The organism is Phreatobacter aquaticus (assembly GCF_005160265.1).
GTDB lineage: Bacteria > Pseudomonadota > Alphaproteobacteria > Rhizobiales > Phreatobacteraceae > Phreatobacter > Phreatobacter aquaticus.
Map to the genome: position 1 here is coordinate 3060843 of NZ_CP039865.1, position 23818 is coordinate 3084660.

19 protein-coding genes are annotated in these 23818 nt (G+C 66.4%); 13 read left to right on the plus strand and 6 right to left on the minus strand.

Features of this window, described 5'->3' with window-relative positions:
* Positions 1 to 87 precede the first annotated feature (87 nt).
* From E8L99_RS14365 to E8L99_RS14380, 4 genes are all read left to right on the plus strand, one after another.
* A complete protein-coding gene (locus E8L99_RS14365; protein WP_137100184.1) occupies positions 88 to 324 on the plus strand; it encodes a hypothetical protein in 237 nt (78 codons plus the stop codon).
* Between the two features lie 127 nt (positions 325 to 451).
* Positions 452 to 706, plus strand: coding sequence for a hypothetical protein (locus E8L99_RS14370; RefSeq protein ID WP_137100185.1), 255 nt, complete (start codon positions 452 to 454; stop codon positions 704 to 706).
* 102 nt (positions 707 to 808) lie between these two features.
* Positions 809 to 1810 (plus strand): ABC transporter substrate-binding protein, encoded by a 1002-nt coding sequence (locus E8L99_RS14375; protein ID WP_137100186.1) that lies wholly within the window; start codon positions 809 to 811, stop codon positions 1808 to 1810.
* Between the two features lie 28 nt (positions 1811 to 1838).
* Entirely contained in the window at positions 1839 to 3185 is a 1347-nt protein-coding gene (locus tag E8L99_RS14380; RefSeq protein WP_137100187.1) for a cytosine deaminase, read from the plus strand.
* Between the two features lie 100 nt (positions 3186 to 3285).
* On the opposite strand, the gene E8L99_RS14385 is transcribed toward E8L99_RS14380, so the two are convergent.
* Positions 3286 to 6153: an Rne/Rng family ribonuclease gene (locus E8L99_RS14385; protein WP_137100188.1), complete on the minus strand. Its 2868-nt coding sequence runs from the start codon at positions 6151 to 6153 to the stop codon at positions 3286 to 3288.
* Between the two features lie 521 nt (positions 6154 to 6674).
* Complete coding sequence (locus E8L99_RS14390) at positions 6675 to 7286, minus strand: L,D-transpeptidase (protein ID WP_391527493.1); 612 nt, start codon at positions 7284 to 7286, stop codon at positions 6675 to 6677.
* Between the two features lie 448 nt (positions 7287 to 7734).
* Here E8L99_RS14390 and E8L99_RS14395 point away from each other — a divergent pair, with 448 nt between their 5' ends.
* The 3 genes from E8L99_RS14395 (at position 7735) to E8L99_RS14405 (ending at position 12644) form a co-directional block, all read left to right on the plus strand.
* Positions 7735 to 9015, plus strand: a complete 1281-nt coding sequence (locus E8L99_RS14395) for an N-acetylmuramoyl-L-alanine amidase (RefSeq protein ID WP_168201683.1) — start codon at positions 7735 to 7737, stop codon at positions 9013 to 9015.
* Between the two features lie 219 nt (positions 9016 to 9234).
* The gene (locus E8L99_RS14400) at positions 9235 to 11697 is read left to right on the plus strand and encodes a penicillin-binding protein 1A (protein WP_137100191.1); all 2463 of its coding nucleotides are present in this window, start codon (positions 9235 to 9237) and stop codon (positions 11695 to 11697) included.
* 188 nt (positions 11698 to 11885) lie between these two features.
* A complete protein-coding gene (locus E8L99_RS14405; protein WP_137100192.1) occupies positions 11886 to 12644 on the plus strand; it encodes an outer membrane protein in 759 nt (252 codons plus the stop codon).
* A gap of 74 nt (positions 12645 to 12718) precedes the next feature.
* Here the strand turns inward: E8L99_RS14405 and E8L99_RS14410 are convergent, their stop codons facing one another.
* Entirely contained in the window at positions 12719 to 14029 is a 1311-nt protein-coding gene (locus tag E8L99_RS14410; protein ID WP_137100193.1) for a solute carrier family 23 protein, read from the minus strand.
* 177 nt (positions 14030 to 14206) lie between these two features.
* On the opposite strand from E8L99_RS14410, the gene rocF reads away from it, so the two are divergent.
* Complete coding sequence (rocF, locus tag E8L99_RS14415) at positions 14207 to 15157, plus strand: arginase (protein ID WP_137100194.1); 951 nt, start codon at positions 14207 to 14209, stop codon at positions 15155 to 15157.
* A 6-nt stretch (positions 15158 to 15163) separates the two neighbouring features.
* Here rocF and E8L99_RS14420 read toward each other — a convergent pair whose 3' ends face one another.
* Positions 15164 to 16603 carry a lysozyme inhibitor LprI family protein gene (locus E8L99_RS14420; protein ID WP_137100195.1) on the minus strand — a complete coding sequence of 480 codons (1440 nt, stop codon included), beginning with the start codon at positions 16601 to 16603 and terminating at the stop codon, positions 15164 to 15166.
* Between the two features lie 453 nt (positions 16604 to 17056).
* On the opposite strand from E8L99_RS14420, the gene rpsU reads away from it, so the two are divergent.
* The 5 genes from rpsU to E8L99_RS14445 all read left to right on the plus strand — a co-directional run bounded on the left by rpsU (position 17057) and on the right by E8L99_RS14445 (position 21400).
* Positions 17057 to 17356 (plus strand): 30S ribosomal protein S21, encoded by a 300-nt coding sequence (rpsU, locus tag E8L99_RS14425; protein WP_137100196.1) that lies wholly within the window; start codon positions 17057 to 17059, stop codon positions 17354 to 17356.
* A 2-nt stretch (positions 17357 to 17358) separates the two neighbouring features.
* Complete coding sequence (locus tag E8L99_RS14430) at positions 17359 to 17736, plus strand: DUF6481 family protein (protein WP_137100197.1); 378 nt, start codon at positions 17359 to 17361, stop codon at positions 17734 to 17736.
* 285 nt (positions 17737 to 18021) lie between these two features.
* On the plus strand, positions 18022 to 19254 hold the full coding sequence (locus E8L99_RS14435; RefSeq protein ID WP_137100198.1) for a glycosyltransferase family 87 protein: 1233 nt from the start codon (positions 18022 to 18024) through the stop codon (positions 19252 to 19254).
* Positions 19255 to 19298: 44 nt separating this feature from the next.
* A protein-coding gene (prfB, locus tag E8L99_RS14440) for a peptide chain release factor 2 (protein WP_137100199.1) occupies positions 19299 to 20430 on the plus strand; the annotation gives its coding sequence in 2 pieces (ribosomal slippage) (positions 19299 to 19367 and positions 19369 to 20430; 1131 coding nt in all).
* A gap of 256 nt (positions 20431 to 20686) precedes the next feature.
* Positions 20687 to 21400 carry an outer membrane protein gene (locus tag E8L99_RS14445; RefSeq protein WP_137100200.1) on the plus strand — a complete coding sequence of 238 codons (714 nt, stop codon included), beginning with the start codon at positions 20687 to 20689 and terminating at the stop codon, positions 21398 to 21400.
* A 118-nt stretch (positions 21401 to 21518) separates the two neighbouring features.
* On the opposite strand, the gene E8L99_RS14450 is transcribed toward E8L99_RS14445, so the two are convergent.
* Both E8L99_RS14450 and E8L99_RS14455 read right to left on the minus strand, forming a co-directional pair.
* The gene (locus tag E8L99_RS14450; protein ID WP_137100201.1) at positions 21519 to 22553 is read right to left on the minus strand and encodes an MBL fold metallo-hydrolase; all 1035 of its coding nucleotides are present in this window, start codon (positions 22551 to 22553) and stop codon (positions 21519 to 21521) included.
* An 87-nt stretch (positions 22554 to 22640) separates the two neighbouring features.
* Positions 22641 to 23786, minus strand: a complete 1146-nt coding sequence (locus E8L99_RS14455; RefSeq protein ID WP_137100202.1) for an ABC transporter substrate-binding protein — start codon at positions 23784 to 23786, stop codon at positions 22641 to 22643.
* Positions 23787 to 23818 lie beyond the last annotated feature (32 nt).

Genomic DNA, 23818 nt, shown 5'->3' on the forward strand with positions numbered 1-23818 from the left:
TTGCTGATGGCTTTCCCCGGCGGGGAGGCGCAGAAGGCGAGCCGGCCGAGAATCCCCCCCTGGCCACACATCAGAAAGTGCCTTCCCATGAAATCGATCCTGTCCCTCGCCCTGCTCGTTGGGCTCTCCGGCGCCACCATGGCGCAAGGCGCCGACACCTGCGCCGGCTACCTCAAGACGCTCGAAGAGATGCGCACCGCCATGCGGGCCTCCGGCACCGCACTGCCGGCCCCCGAGCCGACCGATGCCGCCATCGAGGCCTATTGCAAGAAGAACCCGACCGCGCCGCTGGCGACCGCGATGGAAAAGGCTCTCAGCCAGTAATTTCCGCATATCGTCACGACGTGGGGGCCGCCGTGAGGCGGCCCTTTGCGTTGGTCTGTTGTTTTAGACCAAGAAGCTCTTCCCCTGCGGCATGCTTGCGCTAGTCTGGCGGGCGGGAGGACACACCATGCGCCGCTTCACCACCATCATCGGATCGGGCATTGCTCTGGCTGGCCTGATCGCCTCGACTTCGGGCGCCCTTGCCTATGGGGTCTATTGCGCCAACAACAGAATCGAGATCGACAGCCGGTCCTTCGATCAGATGCGCATCGCACGCGGCTCCGGCATCTGCGCGTTCGGCCAGTTCAATTATCTGTCCGACGCCCAGAATTTCGCCCGCCGCAACAACATGCAGCCCGGCGCCACCTGCTCCTGCCGGTAAACGGCCCGACCGGCCTCGCATCTGGCACGGATTTCGCGACCGCGATAATGGGCGAGGCTTTTCGCCCTGCTGGATGGATTTCGGCTGCAAACGGAGCAAGGGATGACATTCTCAGTCACGCGGCGGACTGCGATTGCCGCAGTTGCAGGCAGTGTCGCGGCGCCGGCACTGGGGCAGCAGGCGCGCGATCGCTTCGTGTTCGGCACCAACTGGCTGCCGGATGTCGAGCGCGGCGGGTTCTATCACGCCGAGGCCGCGGGCATTTTCCGCAAGTATGGGCTGGATGTGACAATTCAGGCGGGGGGACCGCAGCTGAACAACCCGCAGCTCCTCGTCGCGGGCCGTCTCGATGGCGTGATGATCTCCTCTTCCATCGAGGCGCTGAATTACGCCCACTCGGATGTGCCGCTGGTGACGGTTGCGGCGATCTATCAGAAGAGCCCGCAGATCCTCGTGGCCCATGCCGCCTCAGGGGTGAAGTCGCTGGAGGACCTGCGCGGCAAGCCGATCCTGATTTCCGGCCTGGCGCGCAATGGCTATTGGCGCTGGCTTAAGGCCAAATATGGCTACACCGACGATCAGATCCGGCCCTACACGTTCAATCTCGGTCCTTTCGTCGCCAATCCCCAGGCGATCCAGCAGGGCTTCATCACCTACGAGCCGAACCAGGTCAGGCAGGCCGGGATCGAACCGGTCGTCTTCCTGTTCGCCGATCACGGCTTCAACGATTTCGGCGGGATCATCACCATGCGCCGCGAGACGCTGGAGACCCGCCGCGATGTGGCGCAGCGATTCGTCCAGGCTGTCAGCGAGGGTTGGCGCGATTTCCTGTTCGGCGACCCGGCGCCGGGGCTCGCCCTGATCAAGAGCGTCAATGACCGGCTGACCGACGAGATCATTGCCAACTCCCTGAAGGTCATCAAGGAGCGCGAGCTCATTCATGGCGGCGAGGGGCGGCGCGGCATCGGCTTCATGACGGCGGAGCGCTGGGCCGCCATCTATGAGACGATGGCAAGCTCCGAGATCGTCCCGCGCGGTGACTACTGGCGGCGCGCCTTCGACACCAGCCTGCTCGGTACGGGCCTCGCCTTGCCGCCAGCCTGACCTGGCCCATCTCTCGCGGGAGCGACCCATGACACGGCATGCCGAACTCGTCGTCCCAGGCGGCCGCTATGTGCTGCGGCGTGCACGCATTCCCGGCTGTTTCCTGCATGCGCCGTCGGCCTTCGGTCCGGCTGACGCCGATGGCTCGTTTCTCGTCGACCTGCTGATCGACAACGGCCTTGTCGCGGACATCAGCGCCGCAGGCGCATCCATGCCTGCCGATGGTCCGGCCATCGACCTTGCTGGACGGCAGGTCTGGTCCACCTTGCTCGACGTGCATACCCATCTCGACAAGGGCCAGGTCATTCCCCGCGCGGTGCCGGACGGAACGCTTGAGGGCGGTGCACGGGCGACCATCGCCGACCGCCAGTTCTGGACGGAGGAAGATATCGCGGCCCGCATGCGGTTCGGCCTGCAATGCGCCTATGTCCACGGCGTGTCGATGATCCGCACGCATCTGGATTCCCACGAACATCTCGCGCCGCGGAGTTTCCAGGTGTTTCGCGCCATGCGCGACGAATGGGCCGGTCGCATCGATCTTCAGGCTGTCGGTTTGGCGCCGCTGGCCGTCTTCCGCACCGACTGGGGCAACCGCCTCGCGGATCTGGTTCTGCAATCCGGCGGGGTACTCGGTGGCGTCACCGATGCTCTGGGCGTCTATGAGGGGGCAGGGGACGCCGAGATGGATCGGCTGCTCGACGCGTTTCTGATGGCCGCCGCCGAGCGCGGGCTCGATGTCGATCTGCATGTCGACCAGACCGAGGCGCTCGATCCCTTTGCCCTGCCGCGGATCGCAGCGGCGGTGCTGCGTACCAAGTTCAAGGGACGGGTCCTCTGCGGGCACTGCGTATCGCTCGCCCTTCAGCCCGACGACGTCGCCCGCGAGACGATTGCCCGCTCGGTCGATGCCGGCCTCGATTTCGTGACCCTGCCGACCCCGATGATCTATCTGCAGGATCGAAAGCCCGGGCGCACGCCGCGCTGGCGTGGTGTGACGCTGGCGCAGGAGCTTCTCGATGCGGGATTGAAGGTCGCGATCGGCGGCGACAATTGCCGGGACGCCTGGTTCCCCTTCGGCGATCACGACATGGTCGACACGCTTCACCAGTCGGTTCGCATCTTCCATCTCGATCAGCCGTTCTCGCGGGCGCTCGCCATGGCAGGCCCGATGGCGTCCGACATTGCAGGCGCCGGGCGCCATGGGCGCATCGCCGTTGGCGCGCCGGCCGACATGATCCTCTTGTCCGCGCGCACGCTGAACGAGGCCATGTGCCGCCCGCAGGCTGATCGCATCGTCCTGCGCCGGGGCAAGCGGGTGATGGACCCTTTGCCCGACTATGCGGAACTGGACGCGCTGGCCGGCATGCCTGCCTGATCGGTTGAGCGTCAGCCTGCGGCCCTGGTCGAAGGACTCGGAATCAAAACGGCCAGGGAAAACCCTGGCCGTTTGTCTGTTGTCTCGGGATCGCCGAGCGTCAGCCCTTGCGGCTCCACCAGCCGGCGCGGCGCGCGGCCGGGTTCTCTGCCGGCTTGGCCACTTCGACCGGTTCCGGATCCGGAGTGCGGCGACGCTTCACCGGCTCCTCGACCACGGCGACCGGGGCTGCGGCGACCGGAGCCGGCGCTGCCACAGGTGCAGGTGCGACGGGAGCAGGCGCGGTCACAACCTCTGCAGCCGGGACTTCGGCGGCAATCGCCTCGGCCTTCGGCGTGCGGCGCTTGCGGGCCGCAGGGGCAGGAGCTGCGGCCACTTCGGCCTCAGGCGCGACTGGTGCAGCCGGCTCGGCTCCATCGGTCGCTTCCGCGATCGGGATGCGCTTGCGGCCACGACGACCAGCATGACGGGGAGCCTCTTCGGCGACCGCTGCCGGCTCGCCGGCCTCGACCGCTTCGGCTGCGTTCTCGACAATGGCATCGCCACCGGTCGCATCCGCGGCCACAGCGTCTTGCGCCTCGGCTGCGCCTTCCCCCTCGGCCTCGTCGGCACGGTTGCGACGGCCGCCGCGACGGCCGCGGCGACGCTTGCGGCGCTCGCTCTCGCCGCCATCATCGGCTTCCTGCGTGGTGACGGCCTCGCCCTCGGCGCCGGTCTCCTCGTCGTCCTCGCCATCCTCGTCGCTGCCGGCTTCGGCAGGCGAGCCATCGGAGGCAACGCGCGGCTCGCCGCCCTCGTCGCGCCCCTCGCCATTGCGGCCACCCCGGCGCCTGCGGCGGCGGCGGCGCTTGCGGCGCTCGTTGCCTTCCGGATCGTCGGGACGGTCACGGTCCTGATCGCGCTCGCGGTTGCGCTCACGCGGCTCGGCGGCCGCTTCCGTCTCGGTGGCTTCGGTCTCCTCCACCTCGTCCTCGATCTCCTCGTCCTCGATGAGATCTTCCGGATCGATCGGCAGCGGCGCGATCACCGGCGGCTTGTAGGCGGTTTCCTGGGTATGAACCTGCTCGCCCTTCTCGATGGCGAACATGTGCTGGCCGGTGATGGTCTCGTCGGCGGCAATGTCGATCGAGACGCGGAAGCGCGTCTCCAGTTCATGCAGATGGGCACGCTTGTTGTTGAGCACATAGAGCGCCACTGCCGTGCGGGTGCGCACGATGACGTCGAACATCGACGAGCGCAGCAGGTGCTCCTCGACCGAGCGCAGGAGATGCAACGCGACCGACGACACGGAGCGCACGTGGCCAAGGCCGCCGCAGGTCGCGCAGACCTCGGTCGAGCTCTCCAGCACGCCGGTGCGGATGCGCTGGCGCGACATTTCGAGCAGGCCGAAATGCGAGATGCGGCCGACCTGGATCCGTGCCCGGTCGTTCTTCAGCGCATCCTTCATGCGCTTCTCGACCGCCCGGTTGTTGCGGTTCTCGTCCATGTCGATGAAATCGACGACGATCAGACCGGCAAGGTCGCGCAGGCGCAGCTGGCGCGCCACCTCGTCGGCGGCCTCCAGATTGGTCCTGAGCGCCGTGTCCTCGATATTGTGCTCGCGGGTCGAACGGCCCGAGTTCACGTCGATGGCGACCAGAGCTTCCGTCGGATTGATGACGATATAGCCGCCGGACTTCAGCTGCACCGTGCTGGAGAACATCGCATCGAGCTGCGCCTCAACGCCGGACTTGGCGAACAAGGGCGTCGGCTCGCGATAGGGCTTCACGTTCTTCGCATGGCTCGGCATGAGCATGCGCATGAAGTCCTTGGCTTCCTTGTAGCCTTCGTCGCCCGAGACCAGGACCTCTTCGATATCCTTGTTGTAAAGGTCACGGATCGACCGCTTGATCAGCGATCCCTCTTCATAGGTCAGCGTCGGCGCATGCGACTTCAGTGTCGTTTCGCGCACGGTCTCCCACATGCGCAGGAGATACTCGAAGTCGCGCTTCACTTCGGTCTTGGTGCGGTTGGCACCCGCCGTGCGCAGGATCACGCCCATGCCCTCGGGCACCTCGAGATCGCCGGCAATGGTCTTCAGCCGCTTGCGGTCGGCGGCCGAGGTGATCTTGCGGGAAATGCCGCCACCGCGCGCGGTGTTCGGCATCAGCACCGAATAGCGGCCGGCAAGCGACAGATAGGTGGTGAGAGCCGCGCCCTTGTTGCCGCGCTCTTCCTTCACGACCTGCACCAGCATCACCTGCCGGCGCTTGATCACTTCCTGGATCTTGTACTGCTTGCGCGAGCGGAAGGTCCGGTCGGGCATGTCCTCGAAGGCATCGCCGGCACCGACCGATTCGACCTGGTTTTCCTCGGCGCGGGCCTCGTCGTCCTTCTCGTCCTCGTCGTCGTCGTGACCGGTATCGTCATCGCGCCCGGCGTCAGCCGTGCCCGCGGGTTCCGCGTCGCTGGAGGTCTCGGACTTCTCGTCGCCACCTTCTTGCTGGTCGCCGGCGGTGACCTCGATCTCGTCGCCCTCGGTCTCGCCTTCTTCCGCCTCGCCTGTCACGGCATCGGAGGTCTTGGCGCTGGCGGCCTCGTTGCGCGGGCGGGCGCCATTGGGACGACGGCGGCGGCGGCGTCCGCCACCCTTGCCGTTGCGGTCGCCACGGCCACCCTCCTCGTCGTCCTCGTCGTGATTGGCGCGGGCTTCCTCGGCCAGCAGCGCTTCACGGTCGGCGACCGGGATCTGGTAATAGTCGGGATGGATTTCCGAGAAGGCGAGGAAGCCGTGACGGTTTCCGCCATACTCGATGAAGGCAGCCTGCAGCGAGGGTTCGACCCGCGTTACCTTGGCGAGATAGATATTGCCACGCAGTTGTTTGCGGGACTGGCTTTCGAAATCAAATTCTTCGACGCGATTACCACGAACCACCACGACCCGGGTTTCTTCCGGGTGGGCGGCGTCGATGAGCATCTTGTTGGCCATCGGATGAGCTCTTGATCGTTGGGGCGGCCGCGAGCGCCGGCCCGACAGGGCCCCGCTTCGCCAAACTTGCCAAGGCGGCGCCAAGCGGGCGCCGGCGCGCGGCCGTCAATGCGGTGGAAGGGAAGGATCGAAGCCCGGAGCAAGGGAGGACGGCAAGGCTCGCCGACAGGCGACGGATCGTGAGATCCATCGTCGGCAGATAGCCCGGCTTTGCCGTCGATCCCGACATGGGCGAGACCCTTTTCGAAGTGCGACGCAGCCCCGGCGGGGCGCGGCGAAGGGAGACACCGGCGAGGCATGCCTGGCGGCGCCACGAGCGGGGTTTTGGGAACGTTCGGATCGGGGCCTCGGAAAAACCTTCGGCTGCCTTCGATCGACACGCCGCTCCATACCCGCATGACGGTGTCACGACTATGTAGCGGCCTCAGACCCGGCTTGGCAAGCATTGACGACAAGGAGACGGCACGAAGTTACCGTGCCGTTTCGCCGATGTCCGCCAGCACGCTTGCGGCCTGCCGGCCTCAACCCTGCAGCACGACGACCTGGGTGCCGATGCGGGCACGGTCATGCAGGTCGATGATGTCGTGGTTGAACAGCCGGATGCAGCCCGACGACACGGCCTGGCCGATCGAGGAGGGCACGTTGGTACCATGCAGGCGGTACATCGTGTCCCGGCTGCCGCGATAGAGATACAGCGCGCGGGCGCCGAGAGGATTGCCAACGCCGCCCGGCATGCCGCCGGCATAGCGGGCGTTGCGCGGGTCGTAGGCGATCATGCTGGCGGTGGGTGTCCAGTTCGGCCAGGAGCCCTTGCGGCCGACGACGGCCCGGCCGTGCCAGAGAGCGCCCTGGCGGCCAACGCCGACGCCGTAGCGGATGGCGGTGCTGCGGCCGGTGACGAAATAGAGGTGACGTTCCGCCGGGCGGACCACGATGGTGCCGGGGGCCTCGCCGCCGGAATAGGCCACTTCTTGGCGGAGGAACCGCGGATTGACGCCGCTCGTGTCCATGGCGGGAAGCGTGATCGAGCCTTCCTGGCGGCTGGCGTAGGAGCCGACGCCCCCGCTGGTGGCGACGCAGCCGGTCAGGATGGCGGGCGCGCCCAGAAGAAACAGACGGCGCGACACATTCAGCGAGCCTTCCAGCGAACCTTCGGTCTGCGACGCATGCGTATCGGCGGATTTGATCGTCATCTGCGCTGCCTGTGCTGAATCAAAAGGAAAATTCCAGATGTTCAGTGGTGACCTGTCGCTCTCCCTAAGGCAGTTCACGAACTCGTGATCAGATGCGGCGCGGCCGAATTATGGTTCAACTGTGGCGTGAAATCCACACTTTCGCCGCAGGGATTGCCGGCGGTTCACCCTGACGCTGCACGTCAGTTTGGCGGCAAGAGATCATGATGGCCGTTGCTCTCCTGCAACGCCCCGCACCCGAAGTGCGGCCTATCCTTAACGACAAGTTAACCGGGGCCGTTCTATGGGATATGCGGTCCAGATGTGATCACGCTGATCCGCGAACCGATCGAGGCCCATGTTCTCGTCCGCTGCCATGAGGTCCGCCGCTGCTGCGACGATCGTCGCCATGGCTGCCCTGTGGCTGAACCCGGGACCTGCTGACGCCAATGACACGACCGGCGCGATCGCCACCGCCGCCTCGACCCGCACGGGAGCCGGGGATCCGGCGTCGCGGGCAGGGCGGTCGTCTCTCCCTGCTGTGGTCTCGGCGGTCACCGTGACAACCGAGGGGCCCCGCACCCGGCTGACGCTCGACCTGACGCGGGCCGTCGAAATCCGCGCCTTCGCCCTTGGCGACCCCTATCGCGTGATCGTCGACATCGACGAGGTCCATTTCCAGGTTCCCCAGCACACCGGCACCGAGCGCACCGGCGTCGTCCAGGCGTTCCGCTTCGGCCTGTTCGCGCCCGGCAAGTCGCGCATCGTCATCGACCTCACCGGCCCGGCCGTGATCGAACGGGCCGCGGCGGAAGACCCCCGCGAGGGCCAGCCGCCGCGCCTCGTCATTGATCTGAAGACCACCGATGTCGACGGGTTCCGCCGCGCCCAGGCAGACCGCGCCGGTTCCAATCTCGCCCGCCGCGGCGATCGGGAAAGCCCGGCTCCGCGCACCAGCCTGCGTGGCCAGGTGCAGGATGGTCCGCCCGTGATCATCATCGATCCCGGTCATGGCGGCATCGATCCGGGCGCCACGGCCGCGACCGGCGACGAGGAAAAGATGATCGTCCTCGATTTCGCCCGCGTGCTGCGCGACAAGCTGGTCGCCACCGGCCGCTACCGCGTGCTGATGACCCGCGACCGCGACATCTTCATTCCGCTGGCCGACAGGGTGCGGATCGCCCGCGAGGCCCGTGCCGCCTTGTTCATCTCCGTCCATGCCGATTCGATTTCGGGTGCCGCCGACAATGCGCGCGGCACCACCGTCTACACCCTGTCCGACCGGGCATCGGATGCCGATTCCGAGCTGCTTGCCGAGCGTGAGAACAAGGCCGACGCCATCGCGGGCCTCGATCTCTCGGAGGAGCCCTCCGAGGTGGCCGATATCCTGATCGACCTGACGCGCCGCGAAACCCGCATGTTCTCGGCGAATTTCGCCCGGACGCTGGCCGGCGAGATGCGCCACGTCACCCGGATGCACCGGCTGCCGCTGCGCTCGGCCGGATTCCAGGTGCTGCGCGCCCACGACATTCCCTCGGTGCTGGTCGAGCTTGGCTTCGTGTCGAGCAGGCGTGACGTCGAGATGCTGACATCGGCCATCTGGCGCGAGCGGACCGCGGAATCGGTCGGCAAGGCCGTGGAACAATTCTTTGCCGCGCGGACCGCGACCCGCCCGGCAGCGCGTCGATAGCAGGCCTTGGTCGGGCGCGGTCATGGCCGGGTCACATCTCGGCCACAGTCAGGCGGCAAGCGTGCCGCATCGACAGCTTCGCATCGCTTCGGACATGGGCTGCCGACAGGCCCCATGATATGAAGCAGACGGTCGGCATGAGGCATCCCCAGCCTCGGCCGTGGGCGGCGACAGGATTTGGGGCACGAAAGGCGCAGCCCTCGGGCGCGGGACGACCGGATGAAGTTCATTCTCCGATTCTTCGGCTGGGCCTTCGGCCTCGGCACGGTAGCGTTCCTGCTGGGCGCTGCCGGCGTGGCGCTGTACATCATTGCCGTTACCAAGGAGCTTCCCGACTACACCACGCTCCGCAACTACGAGCCACCGATCATGAGCCGCGTCCACGCGGCCGATGGGCAGCTGATGGCGGAATATGCCCGCGAGCGGCGACTCTATCTGCCGATCCAGGCGGTGCCGAAGCTGGTCGTCCAGGCGTTTCTTGCTGCCGAAGACAAGAATTTCTACACCCACAACGGCATCGACTTCACCGGCATCGCCCGCGCCGCGCTGACCAATTTCCAGAACCGCGGCTCCAACCGCCGGCCGCAGGGCGCGTCCACCATCACCCAGCAGGTCGCCAAGAACTTCCTGCTCACCGGCGAACAGACCGTCGACCGCAAGGTGCGCGAGGCGCTGATCGCCATGCGCATGGAATCGGCCTTCACCAAGGACCAGATTCTCGAGCTCTATCTGAACGAGATCTATCTCGGCTTCGTCATCCCGGGCTATGGCGCCTATGGGGTCGCCGCCGCCGCTCTCGTCTATTTCGACAAGTCGGTGCACGAACTGACGATTCCTGAGGCCGCCTATCTGGCAGCCTTGCCGAAAAGCCCGACCCAGCTTCATCCGTTCCGCAACCGCGATCGCGCCATCGAGCGGCGCAACTACGTCATCTCGCGCATGGTCGAGGACGGCCACATCACCGCGGCCCAGGGCGAAGAGGCGCGGCGCACGCCGCTGACCGTCAACCCGCGCTCGCCACGCCAGCAGACCTTCGCCGCCGACTATTTCTCCGAAGAGGTCCGTCGCGAGATGACCGACCGCTTCGGCGAGAAGAAGCTGATGGAGGGCGGCCTCTCGATCCGTACCACGCTCGACCCGCGCTTGCAGGTCGCCGCCCGCGCGACGCTCGCTCAGGGTTTGATCCGCTATGACGAGGCGCGCGGCTGGCGCGGGCCCGTGACCAAGATCGAGGACATGCGCGGCGACTGGGGCGTCAAGCTCGCCGACATGCGTTCCTTCAACGATACCGGCTGGAAGCTCGCCGTCGTCATCGACGTTCAGGGCGAGACCGCCCGCATCGGTCTGCAGCCCGGCCGCGAACAGTCCGGCCAGGTGTCGTCGGCGAGGACCATCGGCCTGATCACCGCTGAGGGCGCGCGCTGGACCCGCCGCGCCATGGGCCGCCTGCTCAATCCCGGCGATGTCGTCTATGTCGAGCCGATCACCGGGCGTGACGGCCAGTTCCGCCTGCGCCAGATCCCCGAGGTCTCCGGCGGTCTCGTCGCCATGGACCCCTATACCGGCCGCGTGCTGGCCATGGTCGGCGGCTTCTCCTTCGACCAGAGCCAGTTCAACCGCGCCACGCAGGCGCGCCGCCAGCCGGGTTCGTCGTTCAAGCCCTTCGTCTATGCCGCGGCCCTCGACAATGGCTACACGCCTTCCACTGTCGTGATGGACGCGCCCTTCGAACTCGCCCAGCCCGACGGCTCGGTCTGGCGCCCGGAAAACTATTCCGGCCAATTCTATGGCCCGCAGACCCTGCGGTTCGGCATCGAGCGGTCGCGTAACGTCATGACCGTGCGTCTCGCCAACGACGTCGGCATGCCGCTGGTCGCCGAATATGCCAAGCGCTTCGGCGTCTATGACGACATGCCGGCGCTTCTGTCCTACGCGCTGGGTGCCGGTGAAACCACGCTCATGCGCATGGTCACCGCATATTCCATGTTCGCCAATGGCGGCCGCCGCATCCGCTCGACCCTGATCGACCGCATCCAGGACCGTACGGGCCAGACGATCTTCCGCCACGACGATCGCCAGTGCCAGGGTTGCACTGCCGAGCGCTGGGCGAACCAGGACGAGCCGATCCTGATCGACCGCCGCGAGCAGGTGCTCGATCCGATGACCGCCTACCAGATCACCTCGATGATGGAAGGCGTGGTGCTGCGCGGCACCGGCGTCGCCATCCGCGAGCTGAACAAGCCGATCGCCGGCAAGACGGGTACCTCGAACGAGGAAAAGGACGCCTGGTTCGTCGGCTTCTCGCCCGATCTCGCGGTCGGCATCTATATCGGCTACGACACGCCGAAGCCCATGGGCGGCGGCGGAACGGGTGGTGGCCTGTCGGCGCCGGTGTTCCGCGACTTCATGCGCGTGGCGCTCGCGGACCGTCCGGCCATTCCGTTCCGCGTGCCGACCGGCATCAAGCTGATCCGCATCGATCCGCGCTCCGGCCTTCGCGCCGGTGCAGGCGGGACCGGCGCCATTCTCGAGGCCTTTAAGCCCGGCACGGCGCCGCCCGACAGCTATCAGCTGATCAACCCGTTCGATGCCGCCAACGCCAACGGGCCGCGAGCGGGTGGGCGTGGGCCATCATCGGAATCGAACCGCGCGATCTCGACCGGAACCGGCGGGCTCTATTGAGCCCGGCGGACGATTGACGCGCCACGGGATGTGTGGCTGTTTTACCGCACAGAGACTGTGAAATAGCTTTACGCGGCGCGTAAGTAGCTGAGAGTCAATCAGAAAATCCTCGCGCTCTACCTGCCTTCCTGTCATGCCTCGTTCCGAAGAGGCCGCTTGCCGCGGCTGTCGACCTTCGAGGACCGACCATGACCCTTCGTACGCTCCTTGCGGCATCCATTGCCCTCGGCGCCCTGACCGCAGGCGCCCGCGCCGCCGACCTCGGTCAGCCGCGCATGCCGATCGCCAGTGCGATTGCTGCGCCCGCCTTTTCCTGGGCCGGTTTCTATTTCGGCCTCAATGCCGGCTACGCCTTCGGGCGCACCGCCGCGCGGGATCTCGGCGATATCAACGGCACACCGTGGTACATCCTCGGCGGTCGCTTCTCGACCTCGGCCAACGGCTTCACCGGTGGCGCGCAGGCCGGCTACAACTGGCAGTCCGGCAGGATCGTGGCTGGCTTCGAAGCAGACCTCGGCTATCTCGGGACCCGCGGCACTGGGCTCTACAATGCCGGTGGCCTCGACACGTTCATCACGACCCGCGGCGGACTGGCGGGCACGCTGCGTGGGCGTCTGGGCGTCGCGGCCGATCGCGCCCTGTTCTACGTGACGGGCGGCGCCATCGCCGCGAATGTCAATTCCTTCGTGCCGTCCTTCGCCGCGTTCCGGACCAGTTCCACGGGCGCGCAGATCGGCTGGACCGTCGGCGCCGGTATCGAATATGCCGTGGCTCAGAACTGGTCGATCAAGGCCGAGTATCTCTACTACGACCTCGGCTCGAAGCGTGTCGTGATGAACAATGGCGGGATCAGTCCCTTCGACATCCGCAGCAATGGCAATATCGTCCGCGTCGGCGTGAATTACCTGTTCAACACTGGCTCCTCGGCTGTCGTCGCCCGCTACTGAGCGGCCGGCAGCCCTCGGAACAAAAAAAGGCGGCCCTGCGAGGCCGCCTTTTCCTTTTGTGTGCCTGTGTCGGCTCAATCCGCCGGCGGGTCGCGCAGCAGGTGATAGAGGATGATCGCGCCGAAGGTGGCGGTGCCGATCCCGTCCAGCGTGAAGCCGGCGAGCGTCAGCTTGAAATTGCCGGCGCCGAGCACGAGCGCGACGGCGACCGTGATCAGGTTGCGCGGATTGGAGAAATCGACCTTGTTCTCCACCCAGATGCGGCCAGCCGTGGCTGCGATCAGGCCGAACACGACGATGGCAAGGCCGCCCAGCACCGGCACCGGAATGGTCAGGATCAGCGCGCCGAATTTCGGCGAGAAGCCGAGCAGGATGGCGATCAGGGCGGCTGCCACGAACATCAGCGTGGAGAAGATCTTGGTGACCGCCATCACGCCCATGTTCTCGGCATAGGTAGTGACGCCGGTGCCGCCGAATGAGCCCGACAGCATGGTGGCGAGACCATCTCCGACGAAGGCGCGGCCGATATAGGGGTCGAGATTGCGGCCGGTCATGGCCGCGATCCCCTTGAGGTGGCCAAGGTTCTCGGCAACCAGGATGATCGCGACTGGCGCGATCAGCACCATGGCCCGGGCATCGAACACCGGGGATGAGAAGTTGGGCATGCCGAAGAGGGCGGCGGCGCCCACTTTCGAGAAGTCGATCGGCGGACCGAAGCCAAGGCCGTTCGCCGCGACGAGATAGACGACATAGCCGATCACCGCACCGATCAGGATCGGCAGGCGGCGCCAGAGGCCGGGCGCATAGACGGCCGAGGCACCAACTGCCACCACCGTGATCAGTGCGATCCAGCGCGAGAAGCCCGAGCCATCGGCATTCTGCGGCCCGGTGCCGGACGCCATGCCGATGGCGATGGGCGCGAGCACGAGGCCGATGGCCGCGACGATCGCGCCGGTGACAACCGGCGGCATGACCTTTTCCACCCAGTCATGGCCGATGACCATCACCACAACACCGATGGCGGTATAGAGCGCGCCGGCAGCGATGATGCCGCCGAGCGCCACACCGATATTGGGGGCTGCACCCGCCGCGGCACCGCCGGCAATGGCTGCCAGAACCGGGCCGATGAAGGCGAAGGACGAGCCGAGATAGCTCGGCACGCGGCCGCCCGTCACCACGAAGAAGATCAGCGTGGCCACGCCCGAGAACAGGATCGAGACATTGGGGTCGAACCCCATCAGGATCGGCGCCAGCACGGTCGCGCCGAACATCGCGACCACGTGCTGCACACCGATGACGACCGTCTGTCCAAGCGGCAGCCGCTCGTCGGGCAGGACCACGCCCGACGTCTTCTCGGTCCATTTCGGAAAATAGCCGTCAGCCATGATCATGCTCCCCGGCGCGCCTTGAAGGGAGTGTCGGTGGCCGGCGCGCGTGTCCCTGCCACAAAAACTAGGCCCATCGGACAGAGCGTGAACAGGTCGGGCAAACCGCAATCCACCGGAAAAGATGCTATTCAGCGGCGGCCGGACGCCTAAGCCGGCGCGCAGGAGCCATAGGCCATGACCGTCACGCGGTCCGACCAATCCATCGTGCTAATCGGCGCCCCTGTTGAGGAGGGCGCGGGCACCGCTGGTGCGATCATGGGGCCGGCCGCTTTGCGCACGGCACGACTGGTGGCGACACTCGCGGATCTCGGCCACCGGGTCGACGATCGGGGCGATCTCATGCTTCCGCCCTCATTGCCCACAGCACCCGAGGGCATGGACCGCGCGCGCCACTATCAGCGCATCGCCGGCTGGTCCCGCATCATTGCCGATGCGACCGAGGCCGCGATGGGGCAGGGGGGACTGCCTGTCGTGCTCGGCGGCGACCACTCGCTGTCGATGGGCTCCGTGTCCGGCGTGGCCCGCCATTGCGCGAAGGCCGGGCGCCCGCTTTTCGTGCTCTGGCTGGATGCCCATGCCGATTTCAACACGCCGGCAACCTCGCCATCAGGCAACATGCACGGGATGTCGGCGGCGTTCCTCTGCGGCGAGCCCGGGCTGGAGGACCTGCTCGGCGACAAGCCCGCGCCCAGGCTCGCACCGGAGAACCTGACCCTGTTCGGCATCCGCTCGGTCGATCGCGACGAACGGGCGCTTCTGGCCGATCGCGGCATCGACGTCATCGACATGCGGCTGATCGACGAGTTCGGCGTCTCCGTCCTGATGGCCCGCGTGATCGAGCGGGTGGCCGCAGCCGGCGGCCATCTCCATGTCAGTCTCGACGTCGACTTTCTCGACCCCTCCCTGGCACCGGGCGTCGGCACGACGGTGCCGGGCGGTGCGACCTATCGTGAGGCTCATCTCATCATGGAGATGCTGCACGATTCCGGTCTCGTCGGGTCGCTCGACGTGGTCGAGCTCAATCCCTTCCTCGACGACAGGGGAAAGAGCGCCCTGCTGCTGGTCGATCTGGTGGCGAGCCTGTTCGGTCGTCAGGTGGTGGCACGCGGCGGCGGGCGCCGCTGACACGTCTCAGCGCCTGGGGCGCCAGAGGCCATCCGGGCGAAGGAACGGCACCAGCTCGTTCGCCGGTATCTCCAGTTCCTCCGGATCGGACCCCAGCCAGGGCTTGAGCAGCACGGCCTTGTCGGCCTGGAAGCTCCAATTTCCGGCATCGGCGATGCGCCGGTCCATATCCTCGCGGGCCGGCGATTGATTGCGCTCCCGCGCCTGAGTGACGATCCGTTCGCGGATCGCGGCGCGGAAGGCCTCATCCACCCGGAAAATGTCGCCAAGGCTCGCCAGCCGGCCGCGGGCCCGGTCGATTGTCACGGCCTTCACGTCAGGAGACACGCGCGTGCCGGTCTCGATATGCCCGGTGACCACCAGGCTCACCATCCGCCCATCGGCAAGCGAGATGTCATAGGTCCGGGTCAGCGTGCCCACGAGATCCGGCATGCGCTGGCGATAGAGCGCGACGTCGAGCGGGCGGCCGGTCGGGATCGCAGCGCGATACACACGGTTGAACATGTCGGCTCCAGGGCCGGAAGCGACAGGGACGACATCGTCCATCAGCAGCGAGCGAGCCTCGCTGCCGTCGCTGGCGCGCGTTTCCCAGCGGGTCGTCAGGTGGGGCTCGATGATCAGGTCGCCGATGCGACGGACCGTCAGGCTCTTCAGCAGATCGGCGCGCGCGCCGGTTACCTCCCCGAGGCACTGGATCGCCTGGCGGCGCTCCTCGTCCCCGCGCGGCATGGCGCCGCCGGTGCGGCACTGCCGATCGCGGAAGCCGAGAAAAACGCGCTGGGCTGCGACCAGCGCCTCGCGGCCCTCGGCTGACAATGCGAGGCGCAGCCGACCGAAAGCCGCCGCCATCTCGCCGTCGAGGCGGGTCGTGTCGGCATCGGCGCAGATCAGCCGCTCGGCGGTCGAGCGTGCGCGGCCACAATCGAATCCTGCCGGCGCGGCTTGGACGAAGGCCGCGTCCGGCCGGCTGCCGTCATCCTGCTCGGGCTGCCTGAGGGTGTAGACGACGCCGTCCAGCGCGAATTTCAGCGAGATCGAATCGGTCGCCCGATGAAAGTCGAACGAGCCGTTGGGACAGGTCACTCGGTATGTGACCGTCTCGCCCGGGCCCACAACACCAAGCCTTGCGCCGAGATCGACCGCCCTGTCGGCCGGCAAGGCTCCCTGGAACAGCCCTTCGGCCGGCACCATGGCGATCTCGAAATCGGCCGGTGCACAGGCGATCGGCGCCGGTCCTTCGAGGCGCCCGTCGCGAAACACGAGACCCGAGCGCATGAGCGGGGTCGCAAGCGTCGGAGCCGTATTCCACGGCGCGCGCTCCGCGACCACCACGCGCCAGCGACCGGCAATCGAGACGTCGGGCCTGGCGCCGGCGAAGGCCGGGACCGAGAGGCCGCATATGAGGGCGACGAGCAGGGGGCGCAGCAGCGCAGATGTCGTGAGCATGGCCGAAGTCCATGCGGTGGTGAGGTTTCCACCGCATGTCGCGAGGTATCGAGCCGCACTTCGCCAGGGCTTCCGAAGGGCGCGCGCCGGGCCGTTCACGATGGTGCAAGATATGAGGTATAGAGAGCCTGGCTGTGTGGGTGCCGTCCTTCGACCCGGCCAGCCGCACCGGTGAGGTGATATGCCTTTGGGGCGCGACGAATTTCGTTGCCTTTTTTGGGGATGTCGTCTAGTCACGCGCTCTCCGGACTGATCATGCCAGTCCCGTGCGGCGTTTCGTCGTACGCGTGTCGACAATCGAAACCTTTGCCGGAGCAGGCCGTTCAAGGCTTCTGCATCGTCTGGTTTCGGCCACGGCGGCAACGCTGCGGTGCCGCCTACCGCATCTTTTCGGAACGTCCGGGCCTCCTGAAGGCCGGGCTCGTTCCCTGGACCATATGTAAGGAGAGGCCTGTGCAGGTTCTCGTTCGCGACAACAACGTCGACCAGGCGCTCCGCGTCCTGAAGAAGAAAATGCAGCGGGAAGGTATTTTCCGCGAAATGAAGCAGCGCTCGGCTTATGAGAAGCCCTCCGAGCGCAAGACCCGCGAGAAGGCTGAAGCTGTGCGCCGCGCCCGCAAGGCCGCCCGCAAGCAGGCCCAGCGCGAAGGTCTCATCGCCGCGCCGAAGCCGAAGGCCAAGCCCGTCCGCCGCGCACCGGCTGCCGGCTTTGCCCCGGGCGGCGCTCCGTCCACCTCAACGACCCAGGAATAAATTTGTCCTTCCAGCCTGCCGATTTCGCCGACCGCCGCGCCAAGGCGGAAGAAGCCAAGAAAGCCCTGCTCGAGAAATTCCGTTCGCGGCCGGGGCCGGACCATCCGGAGACGCTGAAGCGTGAAGCCGAGCGTCGGGCCATCGCAGAGGCGCGTGCCGCTCGCGAGGCTGAGCGCGAAGCCAAGCGCCGGGCGGAACTTGAAGTGATCGCCGCCGAAGAGGCTGCCCGCGCCGAGGCCGAAAAGGTCCGTCTGGCTGCGGAAGCCGCCAAGCGCGCCGAGGAAGAGGCGGCGCTTGCTGCCGATCGTCCTCGCCAGATCATGCGGGAAGTTGCGCAATACGCGCAGTTCCGCGTGGCCAAGGGTGCCGCTCGCCGCTGAGCGATCCGGAACAACCGCCATCCTCTCGTGAGAGGTTGCGGAAAGAACACTGCCAAAGCGCCTCGGACCCGGAAGGGTCCGGGGCGTTTTGCATTTCCGGGCCCTGGTGCCCGCCTGAGCGCTGACGTCGTGTGACATCTCGACAGTAGATTGCAAATTGAGGTGGCTAATTGTGCGCGTATTGCGATCTGATATGCAGATAAAATAAGTAAATCGAATCACTGGACAGTAATTTATAGTCTACCTGTCTCGGAATACGTGCCGTAACGACAGGGGATCGCATGAATGGTCACTTCTTATTCTGGTGATCAGCTGCGTGGCGGTCGCAGCCGTGGCCTGCTTGCGGCGGGCCGGAATATCGACGGCCGTCTCATCTTCGCGATGGTCCTGTTTGGCCTGGGCGCCTGGTCGGTCGCAGCCCTCCAGGTGGCAAGCGGGCGCGGGATCATGGCCGCCGGCGGCATCTATGCGATCGGCCGCGATTTCGCGATCATCTGGACCGCCGCGCAGATGGCGCGTCAGGGCAACGTGGCCGAAATCTTCGATACCGGGCGGTTCATGGAGGCCGCGCACCGCCTGGTCGATCCGGCGCTCAGCTTCCACATGTGGTCCTACCCGCCGACCGCGCTCATCAATGTTCTGCCACTCGGCTATCTGCCCTATTGGCCGGCCTATCTGCTCTGGAACCTCGTTGGCCTGACCGTCCTGTTCGGCGCCGGGCGGCTGTTCTTCGGCAAGGGGTTGGCCGCACCGCTCCTGCTGGTGTCGCCAGCGGCCGCCGTCAACGTGACGCTAGGCCAGAACGGCTTCGTATCCGCATCGCTCATGCTGGCGGGCCTCGCCCTGGTCGATGCGCGCCCGCGCCTGGCGGGCGTGCTCTTTGGCCTGCTGGGGTTCAAGCCGCAGCTGGGGATCCTCCTGCCGGTCGGCCTGCTCGCGGCCCGCCGCTATTGGCCGATCGCCACAGCCGCGCTCACCGGGCTGGGCATGGTGCTTGTGTCGGCCATCCTGTTCGGCCCGCAGGCATGGGTGGCCTTCCTTGCGTCGACTGTGCCGGCCCAGACCCAGATGATGGTTGGCGATGGCCCCTTTCGATGGATGGCGCCGTCCGCCTTCATGTCGGGGCTGATCCTGTTCGGCCCGGGGCATGGCCCTATGCTGGCGCAGGCGCCTTTCACCATCCTTGGCTGCGTGCTTGCCTGGCGCGCCTTTCGCCAAGGCGGCGATCCCGCCTTGCGCGCGGCAGTCCTGATCGTCGCGACCTTCGTCGCCAGCCCGCAGGCCTTCAATTACGACATGATCCCGGTTGCGGCCGCAGCGCTTGTCCTAGCGCGCGCATCTCCCACCGTGCTCGATCTCGGCCTGGTCTGTCTGCTGTGGTGCGCCCCGGTTCTCGTGGTTGTCGTCAACAGCCTGGGCCTGCCGGTGATTCCCCTGGTCATGGCCGCGGCGGCCATCAGGCTGGATCGCATCAGCCGCGCTGCCCGGCCTGCCGCATTGACTTGGCGCCCGTCCTGACTAGGGTGCGCGCTCTTTTTCATGCAACCCCGCAGGACAGCGCCATGCGTGCCGACATCGTCGCCACCGCCGAGGCCATCAAGGAGTCAGTCGGACTCCTGAGGAGGCATCTTTGACTGGGATGTCTCGACGAAACGCCTCGCCGAACTGAACGCTCTCGCCGAGAGCCAGGACCTCTGGAACGATCCGGAAAAGGCCCAGAAGGTCATGCAGGAGCGCACCGCGCTCGATAGCCGCATGACCGCCCTGACCGAGATCAGCCGCGATCTCGCCGACAATCTCGAACTCGCCGAAATGGCGGAGGCCGAGGGCGACACCGGCACGCTCGATGAAGCTGCGGCCGCTCTGGTCGCGACGAAGACCCGCGCCGCGCGCCTGCAGCTCGAGGCCCTGCTCTCGGGCGAGGCCGACGCCAACGACACCTATCTGGAAGTCCATGCCGGCGCCGGCGGCACAGAGAGCCAGGACTGGGCGCTCATGCTGCTGCGCATGTACACCCGCTGGGCGGAGCGGCGCGGCTACAAGGTCGAGCTGATGGAAGAGAGCCGCGGCGAAGAAGCGGGCTTGAAGTCGGCGACGCTGCTCATCAAGGGCCACAATGCCTATGGCTGGCTGAAGACCGAGGCCGGCGTGCATCGTCTGGTGCGCATCTCGCCCTTCGATTCGAATGCCCGCCGCCACACGTCGTTCTCATCGGCCACTGTCTATCCCGTCGTCGACGACAAGATCGACATCAAGCTCAACGAGAGTGATGTCCGCATCGATACGATGCGCTCCGGCGGTGCCGGCGGCCAGCACGTCAACAAGACCGAATCGGCCGTCCGTCTCGTCCACAATCCGACCGGCGTCATGGTCGTGTCGGAAGGCTCGCGCTCCCAGCACGCCAACCGTGCCGTCGCCTGGCAGATGCTGCGCGCCAAGCTCTACGAGCGCGAATTGAAGATCCGCGAGGAGGCGGCAGCCGCCGACTTCGCCGCCAAGACCGATATCGGCTGGGGCCACCAGATCCGCTCCTACGTGCTGCAGCCCTATCAGCTCGTGAAGGACCTGCGCACCGGCAAGACCTCGGGCGTGCCGTCCGAAGTGCTCGACGGCGATCTCGACGGCTTCATGGAGGCGACGCTCGCCATGCGGGCCTATGGCACCAAGGAAGGCGATACCGACGACGTCGAATAGGGCAGGGCTCATCCCTCCACCACCTGCGATGCGGCCGCCTCTTGGCGGCCGTTTGCGTTCAGGCGGGCGGCGTTGATCTTCCGTGCAACGTAACGTGTTGCGTCTCGGCAACACTCACTTTGGGGAACGGCGTCTGCCGCCTTTCCGACACAATCCAGAAACATCCGGCGCGCATTCGGGAGCCTGTGTTCAGCCGCTGACCGGCGTCCCCGAGACCGTCGCTTTGACGACCGTCGCATCACAGGCATCCGCAACCATGAAGAAGCTCCTCGTCGCCTGCCTCGCCTCGACCGCCCTCGTTTCGGGCGCTTCTGCCGCCGACCTCGGTGTGCGCCGCGTCGCGGTTCCGGCCGCCATCGTCGCGCCGTCGTTCAGCTGGACCGGCTTCTATGCCGGTCTCAATGTCGGCCTCGGTTCGGTGAACACCAATCTCTCGGCCCTGACCGGCGGCAATCTGGCCGGCACTGCCACCGCCTTCGTCGGCGGCGGCCAGATCGGCTACAACCACCAGATCAACAATATCGTGCTCGGCATCGAAGGCGATCTCGGCTATTTCGGCGCCCAGCGCCGCGGCGCCCCGATCAATTTCGGCGCTTTCGCCGCGCAGTTCGCCTGGCGTACCACGTGGGACGCCTCGATCCGCGGCCGCCTCGGTGTCGCGGTTGACCGCACCCTGCTCTATGTGACCGGCGGTGTGGCCTTCGCCGATCTGCGCGTGTCGCAGACCGACATCACCAACAACATCGTTCTGGCGTCCCAGACCCAGGTGCGGGCCGGCTGGACTGTCGGCGCCGGTGTCGAACACGCGCTGACGCCGAACTGGACCGTGCGGGCCGAATATCTCTACGCCAATTACGGCAGCCGGACGATTGCAGCCATTCCCGGCGTGTCCATGCAGACGCACAAGGTTCGTCTCGGCGTGAACTACCTGTTCTCGACCGGCCCGTCGGCCATCGTCGCCCGCTACTGAGCGTCATCACCTTCTGCATGCGAAAGGCCGCCCTCTGGGCGGCCTTTTTGCGTGTGATGCTTGACCTTCCGCCAGTCGTTCCAGCCTGCCCGTGGCAACGGTCGGGCCGGACTGAAGACTAGCTGGACCAGACCACCCTTGTGGCCTTGGCGCATTCGTTCATCACCGTCAGCGCGCGCACTGTCGTCGCTGAACCGAGCACGAACGGATTCGGTCCACCCTTGCCGAGCGCCTCCAGCTTCTCCACCGCCTGATCATAGATATTGTGGTTGGAGATGAAGACCTCGACATTCTGGCGTGCGGCAATCTCGCGAGCCCGCTCTGTTCCGTCGATATAGGCATTGATCCTGGTCAGGCGGTCGGGCCGGCGGCCGAAATTGAACGCGGTACCGCCCCACAGCATGACTCGATGGGTCGACCCGCCGCTCTTCGCGTTGAACAGAAGCGAAATCGTTCCCATCGTATGCCCAGGCGTCAGCAGAACATCGATGGCGGTGTCGCCGAGCCGCAGCACGGCGCCGTCATCCACCGCCACATCCCGCTGCGGTGGGCGCCCCCAGTCCGGCCGGTCGAATTCAAGATTGGTCTCCATCATCGTCCAGTCGAGCGTGCTGGCGACGATCTGCGGATTGTACTGCCGCTTGAGGTAGCCGACGCCGCCATAATGGTCGCCATGGCCATGGGTGACGATGACCATCTTGATAGCTTTGGGATCGAGGCCGAGCTTGCGCATCCCGGCATCGATGATGTGTTCGGCCTCGTCGTCATTGTCCATGGCATCGATCAGGATGATGCCGTCCGACGTCGTGATCGCCCAGGCGCTGACCCAGCGATTGCCGACGAAATAGAGATTGTCGAAGGCGCGCCCCGGCGGGGGCGTCGGCATGCGCATCAACTGGTCCGGCGACACCGATCGTTGACCGGGCGTTGGCACGGCGATCTGGCTGAGGCCGAAATAGGACACGAGGTCGCTGCCGGCCGCCTCGCGCGCGGCGGCGATGTGGCGCAGGACCTCGGGCGATTGGGCAAGGGCCGGGCTCGGGTCCAGAGCCCACACCGCGCAGCAGGCACAGGCGGTAGCCAGGAACCCCCGCCGCGCGGGCGAGACCGGTTCGGCGCGGAACGCACTGCTGGGCGGTTTGAACAAGCGCATGGGGACACCTTGGCCAGAGTTCCGGGGAGGGCTGTTGCGGCCGCCGCCGCGCTCGGATTGTCCGAAGCGGGACGGCGGCCCGCGCGATCAGGGCTGGACGAGATAGACGCCCTTCAGTCCGGTCGGGTTGGGGCCGGTGGCCGGGCCGATGACATGCTCGAACTGGGTCTTGAGGATCTCGATCCGTTCCCGATCCTTCATGAAGGCCTTGAACCGCGTCGGACTGGTATTGTAGTCGCCCAGCGGCTTCATGTCGCCGGCTGCCGGGACGTCCCGCCGGACCGACCATTGGCCGGTGCGGCCGACCGTCGTGTCGCGCGCGGCCATCCAGCTGATGAACAGCTTGGCGGCCTCCTTGTGCGCGGCTTCCTTCAGAATGGCTGCCGTCTGCGCCCAGGACTGGAAAACGTCATTGCGCGGCAGGATGAAGCGCGATGGCGCATTGGGAACATTGGCAAAGGTTCCCGATGCGGTGAAGGTCGCCGCCCTCTTGCCTTCGGCGACAGCAAGGCGCGCGGGAACCGTACCGCGGATCCAGAGCACATCCTGCGCCATCAGCTTGTCCAGATAGTCCCAGCCATGGGCATGGACGATCCGGTCGAACTGGTAGAGCACCGCATCGTCGTCGTGAGGATAGGTCAGGACCAGCCGGCCCTTGAGGCTCGGATCGAGATAGTCGATGGCATCGCGGGGGGCATTCGCCTCGGTCAGCATCGCGGTATTGTAGCTGTTGCTGAAGGCGATGATGCCGATGCCGGCATAGGCCCCGTCCGGGTCCTTGTATTCCGCCTGGATGGCATTCCAGTCGGCGGGCTTGTAGGCCAGCAGCTGGCCCTGCGCCTTCCAGCGATCGAAATCGTGAAGCGTCTGCAGAACGGCGACATCGGCCTCCAGTCGGCCGCGTGCGAGCTGAAGATCGATGCGGGCATCGTGATATTTGCTGAGATCGGCGAACATGCGGATCGACATGCCGGGGAACCGCGCCATGAAGGCCCGCTCGATGCCGGCATAGGCGTTGGGGATGTCGCCACCGGCATAGACGACCAGCTTGCCGCCTTCGGCCATGGCCGCCTTGTGAATGTCGTCGAGGCTGCGCTTCTCCACATCGGGCGAGGGGACAAGGGGTGTGGGATCTGCGGCGGCAGTGCCGGCTGCGAGCAGCAGCGGTGCGGCCAGCAGGCCAGTGAGAGCCTTGCGGCGGTCGGTCAGGGAAGGGGGTGTCTGGGCGGTCATGGCGTCGTGCCTCCGGTGAGGCCGCTGATATC

Excerpts from the sequence above, each read along its gene's own strand:
- E8L99_RS14395 (WP_168201683.1), top strand. The coding sequence starts at position 7,735 with ATGGCTGCCCTGTGGCTGAACCCGGGACCTGCTGACGCCAATGACACG.
- E8L99_RS14375 (WP_137100186.1), top strand. The coding sequence starts at position 809 with ATGACATTCTCAGTCACGCGGCGGACTGCGATTGCCGCAGTTGCAGGC.
- E8L99_RS14370 (WP_137100185.1), top strand. The coding sequence starts at position 452 with ATGCGCCGCTTCACCACCATCATCGGATCGGGCATTGCTCTGGCTGGC.
- E8L99_RS14420 (WP_137100195.1), bottom strand. The coding sequence starts at position 16,603 with ATGCTCACGACATCTGCGCTGCTGCGCCCCCTGCTCGTCGCCCTCATA.
- E8L99_RS14410 (WP_137100193.1), bottom strand. The coding sequence starts at position 14,029 with ATGGCTGACGGCTATTTTCCGAAATGGACCGAGAAGACGTCGGGCGTG.
- E8L99_RS14400 (WP_137100191.1), top strand. The coding sequence starts at position 9,235 with ATGAAGTTCATTCTCCGATTCTTCGGCTGGGCCTTCGGCCTCGGCACG.
- E8L99_RS14385 (WP_137100188.1), bottom strand. The coding sequence starts at position 6,153 with ATGGCCAACAAGATGCTCATCGACGCCGCCCACCCGGAAGAAACCCGG.
- rocF (WP_137100194.1), top strand. The coding sequence starts at position 14,207 with ATGACCGTCACGCGGTCCGACCAATCCATCGTGCTAATCGGCGCCCCT.
- E8L99_RS14405 (WP_137100192.1), top strand. The coding sequence starts at position 11,886 with ATGACCCTTCGTACGCTCCTTGCGGCATCCATTGCCCTCGGCGCCCTG.
- E8L99_RS14445 (WP_137100200.1), top strand. The coding sequence starts at position 20,687 with ATGAAGAAGCTCCTCGTCGCCTGCCTCGCCTCGACCGCCCTCGTTTCG.
- E8L99_RS14455 (WP_137100202.1), bottom strand. The coding sequence starts at position 23,786 with ATGACCGCCCAGACACCCCCTTCCCTGACCGACCGCCGCAAGGCTCTC.
- E8L99_RS14450 (WP_137100201.1), bottom strand. The coding sequence starts at position 22,553 with ATGCGCTTGTTCAAACCGCCCAGCAGTGCGTTCCGCGCCGAACCGGTC.
- E8L99_RS14380 (WP_137100187.1), top strand. The coding sequence starts at position 1,839 with ATGACACGGCATGCCGAACTCGTCGTCCCAGGCGGCCGCTATGTGCTG.
- E8L99_RS14365 (WP_137100184.1), top strand. The coding sequence starts at position 88 with ATGAAATCGATCCTGTCCCTCGCCCTGCTCGTTGGGCTCTCCGGCGCC.
- E8L99_RS14435 (WP_137100198.1), top strand. The coding sequence starts at position 18,022 with ATGGTCACTTCTTATTCTGGTGATCAGCTGCGTGGCGGTCGCAGCCGT.